This window comes from Pseudohalocynthiibacter aestuariivivens, assembly GCF_018457175.1.
In the GTDB taxonomy this organism is placed as follows: Bacteria; Pseudomonadota; Alphaproteobacteria; order Rhodobacterales; family Rhodobacteraceae; genus Pseudohalocynthiibacter; species Pseudohalocynthiibacter aestuariivivens.
Genome location: NZ_JAGFNU010000001.1, coordinates 67474 through 84458, shown reverse-complemented (window position 1 = coordinate 84458; position 16985 = coordinate 67474). Strand labels below are relative to the sequence as shown.

Annotated in this window: 18 protein-coding genes; 4 read left to right on the top strand and 14 right to left on the bottom strand. The window is 52.3% G+C overall.

Annotated features, from left to right (window positions below):
- Positions 1-6: 6 nt before the first annotated feature.
- Positions 7-1086 carry a cell division protein ZapE gene (gene zapE, locus J4E70_RS00360; RefSeq protein WP_213887081.1) on the bottom strand — a complete coding sequence of 360 codons (1080 nt, stop codon included), beginning with the start codon at positions 1084-1086 and terminating at the stop codon, positions 7-9.
- A gap of 114 nt (positions 1087-1200) precedes the next feature.
- Between zapE and J4E70_RS00355 the strand changes: the two genes are divergently transcribed.
- A complete protein-coding gene (locus J4E70_RS00355) occupies positions 1201-2439 on the top strand; it encodes an MFS transporter (protein WP_213887080.1) in 1239 nt (412 codons plus the stop codon).
- Positions 2440-2450: 11 nt separating this feature from the next.
- Here J4E70_RS00355 and J4E70_RS00350 read toward each other — a convergent pair whose 3' ends face one another.
- The 10 genes from J4E70_RS00350 to mbfA form a co-directional block, all read right to left on the bottom strand.
- Complete coding sequence (locus tag J4E70_RS00350; RefSeq protein WP_213887079.1) at positions 2451-3383, bottom strand: alpha/beta fold hydrolase; 933 nt, start codon at positions 3381-3383, stop codon at positions 2451-2453.
- A gap of 1 nt (position 3384) precedes the next feature.
- Positions 3385-4170, bottom strand: a complete 786-nt coding sequence (locus J4E70_RS00345) for a phytanoyl-CoA dioxygenase family protein (RefSeq protein ID WP_213887078.1) — start codon at positions 4168-4170, stop codon at positions 3385-3387.
- Positions 4167-5084, bottom strand: coding sequence for an ornithine cyclodeaminase family protein (locus tag J4E70_RS00340; RefSeq protein ID WP_213887077.1), 918 nt, complete (start codon positions 5082-5084; stop codon positions 4167-4169). The genes J4E70_RS00345 and J4E70_RS00340 overlap by 4 nt, the downstream gene beginning before the upstream one ends.
- On the bottom strand, positions 5081-5707 hold the full coding sequence (locus J4E70_RS00335; RefSeq protein WP_213887076.1) for an HAD family hydrolase: 627 nt from the start codon (positions 5705-5707) through the stop codon (positions 5081-5083). The genes J4E70_RS00340 and J4E70_RS00335 overlap by 4 nt, the downstream gene beginning before the upstream one ends.
- A 65-nt stretch (positions 5708-5772) precedes the next feature.
- Complete coding sequence (locus J4E70_RS00330; RefSeq protein WP_281414268.1) at positions 5773-6741, bottom strand: DMT family transporter; 969 nt, start codon at positions 6739-6741, stop codon at positions 5773-5775.
- Positions 6742-6827: 86 nt separating this feature from the next.
- A complete protein-coding gene (locus J4E70_RS00325; protein ID WP_213887075.1) occupies positions 6828-7280 on the bottom strand; it encodes a YaiI/YqxD family protein in 453 nt (150 codons plus the stop codon).
- On the bottom strand, positions 7277-8710 hold the full coding sequence (sthA, locus tag J4E70_RS00320) for a Si-specific NAD(P)(+) transhydrogenase (protein WP_213887074.1): 1434 nt from the start codon (positions 8708-8710) through the stop codon (positions 7277-7279). Before sthA ends, J4E70_RS00325 begins: the two co-directional genes overlap by 4 nt.
- A 3-nt stretch (positions 8711-8713) precedes the next feature.
- A complete protein-coding gene (fghA, locus tag J4E70_RS00315; RefSeq protein WP_213887073.1) occupies positions 8714-9547 on the bottom strand; it encodes an S-formylglutathione hydrolase in 834 nt (277 codons plus the stop codon).
- Positions 9548-9705: 158 nt separating this feature from the next.
- Positions 9706-10632: an AEC family transporter gene (locus tag J4E70_RS00310; protein ID WP_213887072.1), complete on the bottom strand. Its 927-nt coding sequence runs from the start codon at positions 10630-10632 to the stop codon at positions 9706-9708.
- 58 nt (positions 10633-10690) lie between these two features.
- On the bottom strand, positions 10691-11668 hold the full coding sequence (gene mbfA, locus J4E70_RS00305; RefSeq protein ID WP_213887071.1) for an iron exporter MbfA: 978 nt from the start codon (positions 11666-11668) through the stop codon (positions 10691-10693).
- Between the two features lie 146 nt (positions 11669-11814).
- Here mbfA and J4E70_RS00300 point away from each other — a divergent pair, with 146 nt between their 5' ends.
- Together J4E70_RS00300 and J4E70_RS00295 are read left to right on the top strand one after the other, a co-directional pair.
- Positions 11815-11991 (top strand): hypothetical protein, encoded by a 177-nt coding sequence (locus J4E70_RS00300; protein WP_213887070.1) that lies wholly within the window; start codon positions 11815-11817, stop codon positions 11989-11991.
- Between the two features lie 110 nt (positions 11992-12101).
- Positions 12102-12731 carry a TetR/AcrR family transcriptional regulator gene (locus tag J4E70_RS00295; protein ID WP_213887069.1) on the top strand — a complete coding sequence of 210 codons (630 nt, stop codon included), beginning with the start codon at positions 12102-12104 and terminating at the stop codon, positions 12729-12731.
- A 53-nt stretch (positions 12732-12784) separates the two neighbouring features.
- On the opposite strand, the gene J4E70_RS00290 is transcribed toward J4E70_RS00295, so the two are convergent.
- The gene (locus J4E70_RS00290) at positions 12785-13897 is read right to left on the bottom strand and encodes an S-(hydroxymethyl)glutathione dehydrogenase/class III alcohol dehydrogenase (protein WP_213887068.1); all 1113 of its coding nucleotides are present in this window, start codon (positions 13895-13897) and stop codon (positions 12785-12787) included.
- Between the two features lie 456 nt (positions 13898-14353).
- Between J4E70_RS00290 and J4E70_RS00285 the strand changes: the two genes are divergently transcribed.
- Positions 14354-14701: a DUF2794 domain-containing protein gene (locus tag J4E70_RS00285; protein ID WP_213887067.1), complete on the top strand. Its 348-nt coding sequence runs from the start codon at positions 14354-14356 to the stop codon at positions 14699-14701.
- A 1-nt stretch (position 14702) separates the two neighbouring features.
- Here the strand turns inward: J4E70_RS00285 and J4E70_RS00280 are convergent, their stop codons facing one another.
- Positions 14703-15527, bottom strand: a complete 825-nt coding sequence (locus J4E70_RS00280) for a C40 family peptidase (protein ID WP_213887066.1) — start codon at positions 15525-15527, stop codon at positions 14703-14705.
- Positions 15528-16913: a leucyl aminopeptidase family protein gene (locus tag J4E70_RS00275; protein ID WP_213887065.1), complete on the bottom strand. Its 1386-nt coding sequence runs from the start codon at positions 16911-16913 to the stop codon at positions 15528-15530.
- Positions 16914-16985 lie beyond the last annotated feature (72 nt).

Sequence of the window (16985 nt, the reverse complement as noted above, 5' to 3'; positions counted from 1 at the left end):
CTTTGGCTAGTGCCCCCAGTCAGCGTCCTGCATTTCTCGCAGGCGGCTTGCGGTGCGTTCAAATTCAAACGTTCCTTCGCCTTCGATGTAAAGCATTTCAGGGAGCGATGCTGCTGAACATATCAGCCGAACCTTGGCCTCATAAAGCGCGTCTATCAGCGTGACGAAACGCTTTGCTTCGTTAAAGTTTGACCGGCCAAGTTGTGGGATATCCTCCAACACCAAAACGCGAACGGCTTCGGCGATAGCCAGAAAATCCGCTGGTCCAAGTGGGCGGCCACATAGATCATAAAAAGTTGCCCGTGCCACACCATTGCGAAACGCAGGAAGTTCCACCGAACGCCCCTTGACCGTCAGAACCAGAGGGTCCGCCGCGCCACCGCTCATCTTTTCCCAGATCGCGCGAATAGCGTTGCGGTTTTCCGCGTTAACAGGCGTAAAATAAACTTCTGATCCTGCTAGCCTGTCTTGCCGGTAATCTGTCGGGCTAATCAGTTCATGCACAACCATCTGTTCTTTCAGAAGTTTGATGAAAGGCAAGAAAAGTTGCCGGTTCAGCCCGTCTTTGTAAAGGTCATCTGGCACGCGATTAGAGGTTGTGACAATCACAACGCCCGCCTCGAACAGTTTTTCAAACAATCGACCAACAATCATCGCATCCGTGATATCGTTGATCTGCATTTCGTCGAAAGCCAACAGACGGACCTTGGAAGAAACCTCTGCCGCAACGGGCGCTATTGCGTCATCTACACCAGTTTTCCGTGCTTCATGCATTGCAGTGTGTACTTCCTGCATAAAGGCATGAAAGTGCACCCGGCGTTTTTCAGATACCTGCAAATGATCGACGAACAGATCCATCAGCATAGATTTACCGCGCCCAACACCGCCCCAAAGATATAAACCGCTCGGCACTTCTTCGGGTTTATGAAACAAGCCACCCAATATGCCGCGCTTGCGGGTTTTTGCTGCTTCCAAATGCTGACGAATATCCTCTAGTGCTGGCAGTGCTGCAATCTGCGCATTATCTGCTGTCAGCAGGCCCTCCGCAACGTGGCGGTTGTAAATATCTTGCAAGCTCTCTGCCATACCCTCCCATAAATCGCCGTGACGAATAAGAAAAGCTGATGCAGGGCGCAAAAAACACTGAATTGACGTTGTGCGCTTTTTCCGTGACGGTCACCAGAACGCTTGGAGACCGCGATGACAGAGACCCGTACACCCTTGTTTACCCCGGTTCTGGTCGGCGGCTGCATCATTATCATGATCGGCTTTGCCATACGTGCGTCCTTTGGCGTGTTTCAAATTCCCATCGCCGAGGAGTTTGGCTGGCTGCGAACAGAGTTCTCTTTTGCAATCGCCATTCAAAATCTCGCATGGGGTATTGGGCAGCCTATTTTCGGCGCTTTAGCTGAAAAATTCGGTGATCGAAGAGCAATTATTGTTGGTGCTTTATTTTACGCAACAGGTTTGGTTCTATCGTCTTACGCCGTCACACCCGGGGCACATCAATGGCTTGAAATTCTCGTCGGCTTTGGCGTCGCCGGAACGGGGTTTGGCGTAATTTTGGCGGTTGTTGGCCGCGCAGCCAGTGACAAAAACCGATCGGTCGCCATGGGTATTGCCACCGCAGCGGGATCTGCCGGACAAGTTATTGGCGCACCTTTTGCCGAGTTCCTGCTTGGCTTTATGCAATGGCAACAGGTGTTCATGGTTTTTGCAGCTCTCATACTTCTAGCACTTTTCGCGTTGCCAATGATGCGCAGCCCGCAGCCTGTTAGCAGGACCGAGCTTGAGGGATCGATGGGTCAGAACTTGCTCAAAGCGTTCAGAGATCCATCTTATTCGTTAATATTTTTCGGTTTCTTTTCGTGTGGCTATCAACTTGCATTCATCACAGCACATTTCCCTGCATTTGTGACCGAAATGTGCGGCGCAATTGACCCTTCGGGCACACTGGCGGCGATTGGGGTTTCGACGACATCAAGCCTCGGCGCTCTTGCAATATCTCTGATCGGTTTGACAAATATTGCGGGTACAATTTTTGCGGGCTGGCTGGGCAATCGCTATTCCCGCAAGTACCTTCTGGCGGGAATTTACACGGGCCGAACCCTAATTGCTGCAGCCTTTATCCTAATGCCAATCACACCGACATCCGTAGTCCTTTTTTCCTTCGCGATGGGCTCTCTCTGGCTGGCAACTGTACCGCTTACGGCTGGTCTGGTTGCGCATATCTACGGCCTGCGGAACATGGGCACGTTGTACGGAATTGTCTTCTTCAGCCACCAACTTGGAAGTTTTCTGGGTGTTTGGCTGGGCGGACGGATGTATGACATCTACGGCGACTATACGGCGGTCTGGTGGGTTGGCGTTGGCGTTGGTGAATTTTCAGCCATCGTGCATTTGCCTGTGCGTGAAAAACCGCTTACCGTTGCGGCCTGAATATCCGTCAGCTAAAGCCCGTCATGCAACAAATCCTGAAGGGCCTTTTGTACATCCTTGGGATGGGTATAGGCCAACGCATGCGGCGCGCCGGGGATAGAGACCTGTCTCGCATCCCTGTGATACTCCGCCAACCTGCCAAGTCCTGAAATCGGGATAACGTCATCCTCTTCCCCCCAGATCGCAAGAACCGGTAAATCCGTTTTTTCTATGGCGCGATGTTCCGGTTCCTGATCGTTACTCAGCATGTGACGCATGCTAGACAGAACTGCTGGCAGAAAACCCTGAAAATGGGTTTCGTTTGCTTGATCTTCATGGATATCCGGAACCTCGGTTGGCCAAACTGCTGCTTCTTTCGCAATATTGCGCCGATGCATAAATCCCCCAAACGTGAGGAAAAGCCAATCACCTATCAGCGGTGTTTTCGCAGCAAACTCAAAGAATTTTCCAAGATCATGGCCAAGGCCACCCGGCGCGATCAGGACGAGCCGTTCAAGCCTGTCGCGATGGCGCGCAGCATAGGCTGTCGCAATTGCGCCGCCCATTGAATACCCAAGCAAGGTGACATTGTCCCCTACATCCTGATCATCCATCAGTTCATTCAGTTGGGTGACAAAGAAGTCTGCATCCTGCGCGTCCTTCGGCCGATCAGAAAATCCTCGCCCGTAAAGATCATAGGTCAGGATGCGAAACCCTATCAGGGTCAGTATTTTTACAACAGCGCTCCAGACAAAGCTTGGCGAGGTCAGCCCATGAACACAAACAGCGACTGGCCCATCTATGTGGCCAGACCAATCGTAGTGCGTCATCCCGCGGGACAGGTTCGCAAACCGACCCGGCGCATTGGCCCGTTCTGCCTGATCCATTGGCAACCTGCGGCTTTCCAAAACCAGAGGCACGACCGCAATGGCACCAATTAATAACAGAAACAGAATCCAGCCCATCTCAGCCTTTCCAGATTACAGGAAACCAATCCTCGCGCAGGCGCTGCCCTGCAACCATATCATGCCCCGGAAACGGAGGTGAAGTTCGCCCGGGTCGTTCAATGAACCGCGCGTCATCACCAACCCAACGCATTGAAAGTGCCCGTCGCCGTGCGCCCCCCGGATTGCCGCGCGCACCGTGCACTGTGCGGTAGTCAAACAGTACGGCATCCCCCGGCTGCATGGCCCATTCGCGAACGTCATATTCCCCATCGTCGCCATCAGGGTCAGGGACTTCGATCCATTCCTGATCGCCTTCATAGAAATCACTGTTGTCTGCCCAGCTAACGGGCCGTACGGGCTTGTCCCAATGGTGTGACCCGGCAATCAGGCGCAAACTGGCAGTATCAACCGGATCCAGTGGAACCCAGAAGCTAACGGTTTGTTCACCTTCGACAAAATAATATGGCCCGTCCTGATGCCAGGGCGTGGGCTTTGGTGTGCCGCTTTCCTTGACCAACACATGGTCATGAAAAAACTGCGCGGACCTGGACTGCATCACCTGCGCCGCAATCTCTGCCATTGGGCTTTCGCGTACGATGCGCTCAAACTCGGGTATCCGTGTCCAGTTGCAATAGTCGTCGAAAAACCGACCTTTCGTCACAGCATTTTCTGAGGCGTATTGGCCCGGCTCTGCCATGTTGCGCTCAACCCCTACGGCCATAACATCAACCCAGTCTTTGAACGCCCCCCGGATGCAGGTTGCACCGTCTCGCTGAAATTCGTTGATTTTCTGTTCCGTGATCATCTGCTAATCCATGCTTTCAGAATATAGCGGCTGGTCATCAGGTCCAGATGCGCGCCACCGCCATTTTTGAAAAGGGTGATTTCATCCGCTGATGTCCGTTTAAACCCACCTGTCTTTACGTCATAGAAATCCGCCACAACATGTTCGCGACTTATCACGCTCTCAGCCAGCGGAGTTTTCAGCTCACCTATATGGTCAAGCGTTGTGTCACGGCTGTCCACAAAAACCCGAGAACGAAGTAGCGCGGTATCATCAACCTCGCGCATGTCCGGACGATACGCACCAATCAGGTCAATGTGCTGACCAGGTTTCAGCCACTCTCCCATGATCAGCGGCTCGGTCGACATCGTGGCAGATGTTACAATGTCGGCGTCAACAACGGCTGCCTGCAGATCCGTAACCGCGACTGTATTTTCAAACTCCAATGCAAATGCCTCTGCCCCGGCAGAGGTGCGGTTCCAGACCATAAACTCCGCATCTGGAAAGGCGCTGACGTAAGCAGAACGCAAATTTCGCCCTACTGTACCAGCACCAACAATCAGGATTTTACGGCTATCAGGGCGCGCCAAAAGCTTCGCCCCAAGCAAACTGTCACCAGCGGTTTTCCATTTTGTCACCAGATGAAAGTCTATCAGCGCGTCCAGCGTTCCTTCGGAATCGGAGAACAGGCTGACCGCCCCATTGATCATCGGGGTGCCCTTAGCAGGATTATCCGGATAAATCGTAGCGGATTTTACGGCAATTCCCATGCCATCAATCCATGCCGCACGTGACAAGAGCGTATCCTTACCACGATAAAGGAATGTGTCGTCAATTTCAGCTTTGGGCAGCTTGTGACCTTCAAGAAAGGTTTCGCACAGCCCGTCCCAGCTCAACAGGCTGTCTGCCTCAAACTCAATAACCTCAAACTTCATAAACCTGCCTCCGCGGGATCAAGCAAACCATATGAAACAAGCGTTTGCGCCCACCCCTCTGGTCCATCGAACAAATGTGTTTTCCAACCTCGTACGTTGGCAGCAGTGATATTATCTTCACGATCATCTGTGAAAAGCAAATTTTCGGGTGCTAACCCGGTATCGGCCTCAACGATCGCATAGATTTGCGGGTCGGGTTTAATTAGCCCCAATTCCCCTGAAATATATCTGCGGTCAAATTCACCCAGAAAAGAATATTTTGCCTCGCTAAGCGGAAAGTTCTGAACTCCAAAATTTGTCAGTGCAAAAACTGGAACGTTGTTGTCTTTCAACGCTCTGAGCAAGCGTACGGAATGGTCAATTGCAGGGCTTGCAACGTCTGTCCAATGATCGCGAATATGCAAGATCGCATCGTGCCACTTGCTGTTTTCGCCCGCCATTTCCGCCACGGTTTCGGCAAAGGGTGCACCCGCATCAATCCGTTCCATCATTCCATGGATATCAACCTCGGAAAACATCCTTTCCCGTTGCTCTTGTCCGATCACCTGGTCAAAATATCGTTCGGGGTTCCATTCGATCAGAACATTTCCAATATCGAAGATGACGGCTTTGGGTTGCGACATTGAAATTCCCTTGTTCTCGATTTGCAAACCGCTTTAACCGCTAACGGATTGCAGCGAAACCAGTTCTAATGCTTTGACCGTGGAAGGGCTGCACGCTGGCGTTTGTTCAGCACTGACTCGCGCCAGATCACGCATAACCCGGCCCCTGCGATCAGAACAATACCAAACCAGCTTACGAAATCCGGCCATTCGCCAAAAACAACAACTCCAAAGAATATTGCCGCGACCAGCGCGCCATACTCCATGGGCGCAATAAGGCTGGCTTCTGAAAGTCGATAGGCCTGACTGATAAAATAACCACCCATTGCACTGGTCGCCCCGATTAGGCCCAGCAAAGGATAATCCGATACTGCCGGCCAGACCCAGCTGCGAAACAGAAACTCCAGCATCGGTTCATCCCCACCCGCAAACTTCCCATCGCCCAACATCAAGCCAATCAACCCGCTGACGATTATAAAAACAAACTGAATGTAAAATGCCATGGTTGATGCACGTTCTGTTCCGCCAATAAAGCGTGTCAGAATATGCAGAAAGGCGTACCCAAAGGCGGCAGCAAACGGCAATAAAAGCGCCAACCTGAAGCTTTCGCCACCCGGGCGAAACATCACCAGCACACCGAGCATACCGACAATAACCGCTCCCCAGCGAAACAGCCCGACCTTTTCCTTCAAAACCAACACCGACAAGGTTGTGATGATCATCGGGCTAATAAAAAAGACAGCGACTGCATCGGCCAACGGCAATACTGAAAGGCCCAGAAAGAAGGTCATATTCGCAAAAACAACGCAGAGTCCGCGGATAATGTGCAGCCCCAACCGCCGTGTCTTAATAAGGTGATACCCACCTTCCAGCGGCATAATTACAGCCAGCAAAACAGCCATACCGACAAAAGAGCGGATCAGTACAATCTGGTGCAGGGCATAATCACCACTCAGAAACTTGATCGTCACGTCATTGACTGAAAAACACATCACAGCGAAGAGCGCCCAAATAGCACCCAAAGATGTTTTTTGCTGAGTTGTTGCGAAAGTCAAAACGGCTCCTATACAACTTGATTGACCCAAAACCCGCCAGGCTGCTGTTCCGTCCGCGACATAGCTGTCGCTAAATCGCGGGTGGGCTATGCCTGAAGTGCTACCCGGACTTCACGCTCCAACGCATCCAGAAACCGCGACCTGTCAGCCTTCGAAAAAGGTCGACCGCCTCCTTGGCGAAACGGGTCCGCCGCGCGCAGATCTGTCATCAAGTCACGCGTTGCTAGCTGATTGCCGATATTCGCCTCGGTCAGCGCTTCACCATTGTGACGCAAGACGCGCGCGCCAGATGCAACGCATTTCGCCGCCAGGGGAATATCGCCTGTCACGACCACATCACCGCGCCCAGCGCGCTCTGCGATCCACATATCGGCTACATCAGGACCATCCGGTACGATCACCGTTTCAACTAACGGATTTGGAGACGGCCGGATACCGCCATTTGAAACGACATACATCGTAAGCTTGTGACGGGTAGCGACACGTTCTGCCTCGGCCTTCACAGGGCAGGCGTCTGCATCAACGTAAATCGCGCTCACTCTGCTGCTTTCTGTGGCTTGGGTTTTACCCGGTACTCTTCGGGTATCGGCATTCTGTTAAACGCATCAAGCCCGGCGATTTTGTAAGCTTCTGCCAATGTCGGGTAGTTGAATGTATTCTGCACGAAATAATCCACGGTGCCTTTCAGGTTCAAAACTGCTTGGGCGATGTGAATAAGTTCCGTCGCACCTTCCCCCATAATCTGAACACCAAGCAGACGGCGCGTTTTAAGCGACACCAGCATTTTCAGCATTCCATGATCAAGCCCCATGATTTGACCGCGCGATGTTTCGCGAAAGCGTGCGGTGCCAACCTCGTAAGGAATGCCACGTTGCTGCGCCTCTTCCTCGGACATGCCGCAGGTGGAAATTTCAGGAACGGAATAGATGCCGTAGGGGAACCACGGGCTTTCCTTGAGCGTTGGCGTATCAAGGGCGTGACATGCGGCAACGCGGCCTTGTTGTAATGCCGTCGACGCAAGACTTGGGTGACCAATCACATCACCGGCTGCGTAGATATGTGGCACCTTTGTCTGATAGCTTTTCCGATCCACTTCCAAGCGACCTCGATGATCAGTCTCTAACCCGGCGGCTTTCAGATTGAGTTCACCCGTAGCCCCGAGACGCCCGGCGGCAAATAGCAACATTTCAGCGCGGACATGCCGACCGTTGTCGAGCGAGATTTCAACGAACTCACCCTTATCCTCGACCTTCTCGATCTCAGAGCCAAGGCGCAGATCCAAACCGTTTTCGCGCACCTGGTGGGTAAACTCGCCAATCAGAGTTTTATCGATGAAATCGAGGAATGTTTCACGCGGCTCAACCAATGTGACCCGCACATCAAGGGCTGCGAACATCGTGGCGTATTCCACCCCAATAACACCGGCCCCAACAACAATCAGGCTTCGGGGAATTTGTGACAGTTCAAGAAACTCATCACTGTCCAGAATATTGGTGCCGTTAAACGGCACATACTCGGGTCGATAGGGGCGCGTCCCTGTCGAAATCAGAAATCTGTCAGCAGTAAGCCGGCTAACTTCGCCAGTTTCGTTCGTAATCTCGATGTCATGTTCGCCGACAAAACGTGCCACACCTTCGACCGTTGTTACATGATTACGGGCAAACTGATGTTCCAGAACATCGACTTCATGGTCCAAAGTCATGTGCATACGGGCCTTCAGGTCGCCCGCATTGATCTGGTCTTTCACCCGGTAGGAACGGCCATAAAAACTGCGTTCGCGCCAGCCTGACAGGTTCAACACCGTTTCGCGGAGCGTTTTTGATGGAATCGTCCCTGTATGAACAGATACGCCGCCCATTCGCCCGCTGCGTTCAACCACCAAAACGTTGCGCTTAAGCTTTCCAGCCTGAATAGCGGCGGCGCGACCCGCAGGGCCGCTTCCGATAACGATCAGATCATAATGGCTCATGATTTACCCCGCATAGAGAGCTTCTGCATGGAAATTCACGTGGTCTTCCATGAAGGTGGAAATGAAGAAATAGCTGTGGTCATACCCTTTTTGCATCCGAACAATTGCTTCTTGCCGACGTGTCGCGATTGCGTCTGCCAAAGCCTCCGGCTTTAACAGGTCAAGAAACTGATCCTCTGTTCCCTGATCAATCAGAACCGGACCGGGAAAACCTTTTTCGCGCATCAGCAGGCTTGCATCATTGGCTGCCCATTTGCCTTCGTCCGAGCCAAGATACGCCGTTAACTGGTTGCGGCCCCAATCAGATTTGGTCGGATTGGCAATTGGTGAAAAGGCTGAAACAGAACGAAAACGTTCTGGTAAATTCATCGCAATCGTCAATGCACCATGGCCACCCATCGAGTGGCCAGTGATGCTTTGGCGCGCTTCATCGATCGCAAAGTTTTCAAACAAGAGTGCGGGAAGCTCTTCTGTCACATAATCCCACATCTGAAAATGTGGTGCCCATGGTGCCTCTGTCGCGTTCACATAGAAACCCGCGCCTTGGCCCAGATCAAAGGCATCGTCATCAGCAACACCGTCACCACGAGGGGATGTGTCTGGAAAAACCAAAGCAATGCCCTGCTCAGCCGCCCAGGCTTGCGCTCCTGCTTTGACCATCGCATTTTCGTGGGTGCAGGTTAGCCCGGACAAATACCAAAGAACCGGAACCGGGCCAAATTCCACCTCTTCCGGCAGGAACAACCCGTACGTCATTTCACAACCGCACACTGCTGATGTGTGGCTATAGACACCCTGTGTGCCACCAAAGCATTTGTTTTCAGAGATGGTTTCCATTGGATCGCCCCTTTTTATCGCGTTGCCCTCTACTAACAGGACGTGCGTATGAGACAAACCTAAACTGTATTTACATTCTTTGGGACCGATACAATCGACAGATCACTTACGCCAACCGACAAATCGAACTTCGATCTTTTATGAAACCTTCGGCGTGTTTATCCTTGCAAGACCGCAATGACCAAGCTCACAGTTAACACGCTGATCGCTGTAGAGATCAGGATCGAGGCTGATACCCGTTGCGGTGCAACACCATAGTGTTGTGCCAGAATGTAGACGTTTCCAGCCACAGGTAACGCGGCCGCCGAAATCATAACGTATGCAGAGAACTGATCGACGTCAAAAACCATCAACGCAAAGAACGCGACGGCAATGGGGTGAAGCACCAATTTTCCAAAACTCAACCAACTGGCAACCGACAGGCGTTCTGCAGATTTACCAGCAAGCGACGCGCCAATCGCAAACAAAGCGCCAGGCGTTGCAGCAGCGCCCAAAATTGACAAGAATTCGTCTACAGGCGCAGGGATTGGTAATGATAATCCCGAACAAATCAAACCAAGGCTTATCGACACAATCATTGGGTTCTTGAGCAGCCCAAGGCCCACAGTTCGCAGCATTCCAAACGACATGCGCCCATCGCGGCCGCCTGTTATGAGGATGACAATAAGGCTGGAAAAGACGATCAGATCAATCGCAAGTATCAGTAAGACTGACCCTGCCGCAGCTTCACCCAATAAAACAACCAGCATCGGCACGCCCAGAAAACCTACGTTCCCGATCACTGAACATTGGGCCTCTATCGCGGCTTCCTCGATGCCAATTCCGCGAAACAAGGCAACTGCGGTGAACAAAAAATAGACCGTGAAACATCCTGCCAAATACGCGTATGCAAATTGCGTATCAAAAACTTCGGAGATTGGCAGACTGGCCGCAAAGCGAAAAAGCATGGCCGACAGAGCAAAATAAAACACAAATTTAGTTAGATAAGCGGCTGCTTCTTCCGTGAAGAACCGCGTTCTGCACGCCCAGTACCCAAGACCGATCAGCGCAAAAAATGGAAGTGTCTTAAAGAAAATCTGGATCATGGTTCGCGCCGCCTTGTCCGAGGCCTATCGCGTACGCGTATCTGTGGCAATGGTCGGTTTAACCACCCCCAATTAACGCCCCCGCTGCAAAGACCAAAGCACCCCCGAGAACCACCTGAAATGTCGCGCGCAAAAACGGTGTTTCCATGAATTTGTTCTGGATCCAGGCGATCGCCCACAACTCAATAAACACCACGATCAAAGCAATAATCGTTGCGGTCCAAAAATCCGGTATCAGATAAGGTAGCGCATGTCCCAGACCGCCAATCGTGGTCATGACCCCGGCTGCTATTCCACGTTTTAACGGTGATCCACGCCCTGACAGTTCTCCATCATCCGAGGCTGCTTCGGTGAAGCCCATCGAAATACCGGCACCAACTGACGCGGCAAGGCCAACCAGAAATGTTGTGTGTGTATCATGGGTCGCAAAGGCCACGGCGAAAATCGGCGCCAGGGTCGAAACGGACCCGTCCATCAAACCGGCAAGCCCGGGCTGAACCCAGGTCAGTATGAATTGGCGGTGCGCTGCGCGATCTTCGTCAGATTTTGCATCCTCTGTCAGATGCTCGTCTTGCAACGATTGGGCAGAGTGTTCGTGGCTTGCTTCTGCCGCCGCCAGATCACTCAGCAACTTGCGCGTTGTTGCGTCTGTCATCCTGCCCGCAGCCTTCGTGTAGAATTCTGCGGCGTCGTGTTCCATACGGGCAGCTTCGTCCCGCATTCTTTCAAGGCCAAGGTTCTCGACAAGCCAGACAGGTCTGCGCGCATAAAAGCCAGAAACATGTTCGCGGCGGATCAGCGGTATGACGTCACCAAATCGTTCCTGATGAAGTTCTATGAGCCTTCGGTGATGTTCCTGCTCTTCAACAGCCATGCCGTCAAATACTGCAGACGAAGCAGGGTAATCCGCCCTTAGGCGCTCCGCATACGTTCGATAAATCCGAGCGTCATCTTCTTCTGATGAAATGGCAAGAGCGATAATTTCCTGCTCGGTCAAATCTGAAAAGCGACGGCGCTGGCTAAATCCGGGGATCATAACTTTTTCCTTTTAGAATTGTTCTAAAGTATCAATCCACCCGCCAAATTCAAGGCAAATCACCGCGAATTTTCGAAGTATGCACTTGAATTCTAAACTAATCAGTTTAGATAAAGTGAACTAATCGGTTTAGAAAGTGATCAGCAATGTCCATACTCAAAACGTCCGCCTTTATCCTTGCAGTTACAATCGCTGCCATACCTGCCAGCGCAGGAAACTTGAGCGTAGAATTCCCTACTCTGACCTACCCAGAATCTGATGGTGCGGATCAGGGTACTTTTCAACCAACCGAAGTCACAAAGCCCGACACCAAAGACAAATAACCAAAGATATGCCTGCTTCAGTAGCGATATGGTTTGATTGGGTGTTTTTGTCGCCTTGTTGGAATTGAACTGATCAGTTTATACTTGTCCGTGATCCTAGGGGAAAACATATGAACGCGGACGTTGGCACCATTCGAAAAGGTCGAAAATTCGATCAGGTGATTGAAGGCGCGCGCAATGTTTTTTTAAGAGACGGCTTTGAAGGCGCAAGCGTTGACGACATTGCACGCGAAGCTGGCGTTTCAAAGGCTACGCTCTACAGTTACTTTCCTGACAAGCGCATCCTGTTTCTGGAAATTTGCAAAGAACAATGCTTGAAGCAGGCAGATGCCGCGTTTGATCTGGAAAAATGCGACAAACCCATTGATGAGCTGCTGACGGTTGCCGCATCTATTCTTGTTAATTTTCTCATCAGCCCATTCTCTCAAAGCATTCACAGGTTGGCTGTCGGAGAATCTGACCGCTTTCCTGAACTCGCTCGGGCATTCTATAAATCCGGTCCGGAACTTGGGCGCGAAAGGCTGAAAATTCTGTTCGCCGCCGGTGTTCGCCGCGGCGAATTGAATATAGATGACCTTGATCTCGCCGCAGATCAGTTTGCGGCTCTCTGCAAAACTGATATCTGGGTACGCGTCAGTTTCCACGTAACCTCTGTACCAACCCAAGCCGAAATCGACAAAATCATCGCCGGCACCGTGGACATGTTCATGGCGCGATATGGTTCTCAAAACGCTCGATAACGAACCGCGCGCTCCAAAACAGGAACACGCTGCTCGTTAAAATCTTTGGGTCCCTAGAACTCCACCACAGCCCTGATCGATTTGCCTTCGTGCATCAAGTCGAAGCCTTTGTTGATGTCCTCCAGTGGCAGCACATGGGTAATCATCGGGTCGATCTCGATCTTTCCGGCCATATACCAATCAACAATTTTTGGCACATCGGTACGACCGCGCGCGCCGCCAAAGGCTGTACCGCGCCAACTCCGGCCGGTGACAAGCTGGAAAGGTCGGGTCGAAATCTCTGCTCCGGCGGGTGCAACGCCAATGATTATGCTTTCACCCCAGCCCTTGTGCGCAGATTCAAGCGCCGCCCGCATCACACCAACGTTTCCTGTTGCGTCAAACGTATAGTCCGCGCCACCGCCAGTCAGTTCAACCAGATGCGCGACCAGATCGCCCTCAACCTCAGTTGGGTTCACGAAGTCCGTCATGCCGAAACGTGTTGCCATTTCAACTTTGGTTGGGTTCAGGTCAACGCCAACAATCTGATCAGCGCCTGCCAACCGCAGCCCCTGAATCACGTTGAGACCGATACCCCCCAGGCCAAAAACGATCCCCCTGGACCCAATTTCTACTTTTGCTGTATTGATCACCGCACCAATGCCCGTGGTGACCCCGCAACCAATGTAGCAAATCTTGTCAAATGGCGCGTCTTTGCGGACTTTTGCCAATGCGATTTCCGGCAGAACCGTATGATTTGAGAAGGTTGAACACCCCATGTAGTGCAAGATCGGCGTCCCATCGAGCATTGAAAACCGGCTTGTTCCATCCGGCATCAGGCCTTGACCCTGTGTGCTGCGGATCGACTGGCACAGGTTGGTTTTCGGGTTAAGGCAATATTCGCATTCGCGACATTCCGGGGTATAGAGCGGGATCACGTGATCGCCGGGTTTCAGGCTGCTCACACCAGCCCCAACTTCCAGAACCACACCTGCACCCTCGTGCCCCAAAATCGCCGGGAAAAGCCCCTCCGGATCAGCCCCTGAAAGGGTAAACTCGTCGGTATGGCAAATTCCGGTTGCCTTGATTTCAACCAAAACCTCGCCCGCCTTCGGGCCTTCAAGGTTCACTTCCATAATCTCAAGCGGTTTTCCCGCCTCTAAGGCAACGGCTGCACGGGTGCGCATGGTCACTCCTCCCTTTTTAAAACTCGGAGTCACTTTGATCGAATCCATGAAACTTATCAACTCAAAGACGACGCCAATCTGGGCTGTCACGACCCATCGTTAAAAGTGACCAACAATCCAATGCCACGAATCGCAGTACGGCCCTATGATTTAACCATTGCCAACAATGCGCTCCGCCATAACTGCGTTGTCGTTTTCGGACCAGGTTTTAAGGAAGACTGCAAAAGACAAAGCCCCCACCACAGAGGTGAGGGCTTTGGTTGATCTTGCCCCGGTGCCACAGGCTGGGTGGGGGCTGTTAATCCATGACACCGAGGCTAGCGTTGGTCGCTACAAGGCAAATTGAACAGGTAATCAGGGCTGTATAATAGCTGTGGCAAGGCTCTTTCCTGATCTTTTTTAGGCAAACTCGGGGCAGCGCTTGATTTTGTCCGAAACACAGGCCAGTCTTACAATATGACAATTCAGTCACCGACGCCTTTTCCGCAAAGCAACGGGATTCCGGATCAGATCAGTTTTGACCGGAAAGAGCTCGGGGATATTCTGGCGCTTTATGGGCGTATGGTCGCTGCCGGTGAGTGGCGCGATTATGGCATTTCCTGTCTGCGGGATGTCGCTGTTTTTTCTGTCTTCCGCCGCACCGCAGAGCATCCGCTTTACCGAATAGAAAAGCGCCCTAAAATGCGCCTGCGACAAGGGCAATATTCCGTTATCGCAATGGACGGGCAAATCCTAAAGCGTGGGGCTGATCTGAAAAAGGTGTTGCGCATTCTGGAGCGCAAACTCATCCGGCCAATCGATTAAATCACAATCGCTTGACAGCCGTAACATCACCAAATTCTTTAGCTGAAATACGACTGATCGCTTCGGTCAGAGGCTCAACCGCCACAACCATGTGATGCGCGTTTGCGTGAAGCAAAATCTCGCCGTCCAGCATCAATCCAACATGTCCTTTCCAGAACACCAGATCACCTCGTTCAAGGGGTGTTTCTTTGGGCAATTCTTTTCCAAGCTGCGCCTCTTGCTGGTCACTGTCGCGTGGGCAGGGAATACCACAGGCAAGGCAAGCCGCCTGCAGCAGCCCTGAACAGTCTATTCCGGTGCCGCTGTTGCCCCCCCAGAGATAAGGCGTTCCAAGGAACATTTCGGCAACGGACACCATATCTTGCAATCCTTCGCCGATTTCCAGCAAATGCTGCAACGGCAGAAATTGCCCGTCTCCGATTTCGACAAAATTTTCCGCCTGTGATCTGGCACAGACTTCGCAGCCAAACGACAGTGTTCCTGTTTCCGGGCTCTTGAAATTGGCAGTCGAATAAATATGCGTTGACCGGCTCGCGATCCAATGAGTCATACTTTGCGCCGGGCCAATTGCCAGGCTATCGACATACCCGACGTACCCGTCGCGTGCTGCCTGAACAAACGCATATCCGGCACGGTCCTCATAGGCGGTGACCCTTTCCCCCATCAGCAACTGGCGATCCCGTTTACCACCCGGCGCGCGCAAAAGGTTTGCTTCGGACGCCGTCACCTGACGCGCCGCCCCTTTCAGATATTGCTCTGCCTCAACTTTCCCCTTCAGATGCAAAGCGGCAACGCGTTCGTTCGCTGGTATCAAACGTCGGTCCATCTAAATCTCCAAAATCGATGGCAGCGCCTCTAGAATAGCGCGAGTTGCTTGTCCTACACCACCCTTGGGCCGGGCAGGGGCAGCGGTCGGTTGCCATCCATAAATATCAAAATGTGCGTATTTTGGCGAGTTTTCGACAAAACGACGCAAAAACAGGGCCGCAGTGATCGCCCCCGCAAATCCACCTTTTGGGGCGTTATCAAGGTCGGCTATGCCCGGTTCGATCAGGTTTTCGTAAGGCGACCAGAAGGGCATTCGCCAGACCGGGTCACAAACTTGCGCAGCCGCTGCTTCGAGCGCTCCGACGAACCCAGAATCATCTGCGAAATACGGGGCCAAATCTGGTCCAACGGCGACACGGGCCGCACCCGTTAATGTCGCCATCGAAATCAGACAATCGGGCTTCTCTTCATCTGCCAGAGCCAAAGCATCCGCCAAAACCAGCCGACCTTCGGCGTCGGTGTTGTTTATTTCAACGGTTAATCCTTTGCGCGATGTCAAAATATCTTGCGGGCGAAATGCATTGCCTGAAACACTGTTTTCGACAGCAGGCACCAAGACACGCAATCGCAAACGCAGGCCCAGTGACATAATCATATGGGCCAGCCCAAGGGCGGCGGCGGCCCCACCCATGTCCTTTTTCATAAGCCCGATTGATGAACTCGGCTTCAAATTTAATCCGCCTGTATCAAAACAGACACCTTTACCCACCAACGTGAGCATCGGCCCCGCCGTACCCCAACGCATGTCAAGCAAACGCGGTGTCCGATCTGACGCGCGTCCAACCGCATGAATCATTGGGAAATTATGTTTGAGTAAATCATCACCACTTATTATCGCAGCCGATGCGCTGTGCTGGTCCGCCAACGCCAAAAAGACGGACTCAAGCTCGTCCGGCCCCATGTCAGATGCTGGTGTATTGATTAAGTCACGCGTCAGCGCCTCTCCTTCAGCGATAACTTCCAAGCGTGCCGCATCAACACCTTTGGGTGCTTTGAGGCGTGCTTTTTGCGGTTTTTGCTTTCGGTACCGGTCAAACCGGTAACTGGCCAATAACCAGCCAAGGGCTGCTTCTTCGAGGGCGGGCCCTATAAGTCCGCTTGCAATATGATACGTTCCCTTTGGCAACGCTCTGGCTGCACGCGCAATATGAAACCGGCCACGCGCACGGCTTTTAGCAGTACCATAGCCAACAACGGCCATCTGAGGATTTCCACTTGCGCCCGGGACAAGTTGCGATTCACCAGCTTCCGCCTCGAATCCGGTCCGGCCCAGCCATGAGGCAACCTCTTCAGGCTGGCTTGCCAACCAACCCTTAAAAGCGTCTTTTTTAACGACGTGCACCGGGATCGACGAGGTATCCCCATTTGCAAATTTCAGCGGCATCCCGTGACCTTTTCACTGCTTTGTCTGCCCGTCACCCTATCGGTTTGCTTGGAACCAGCAAAGGGGCAATAA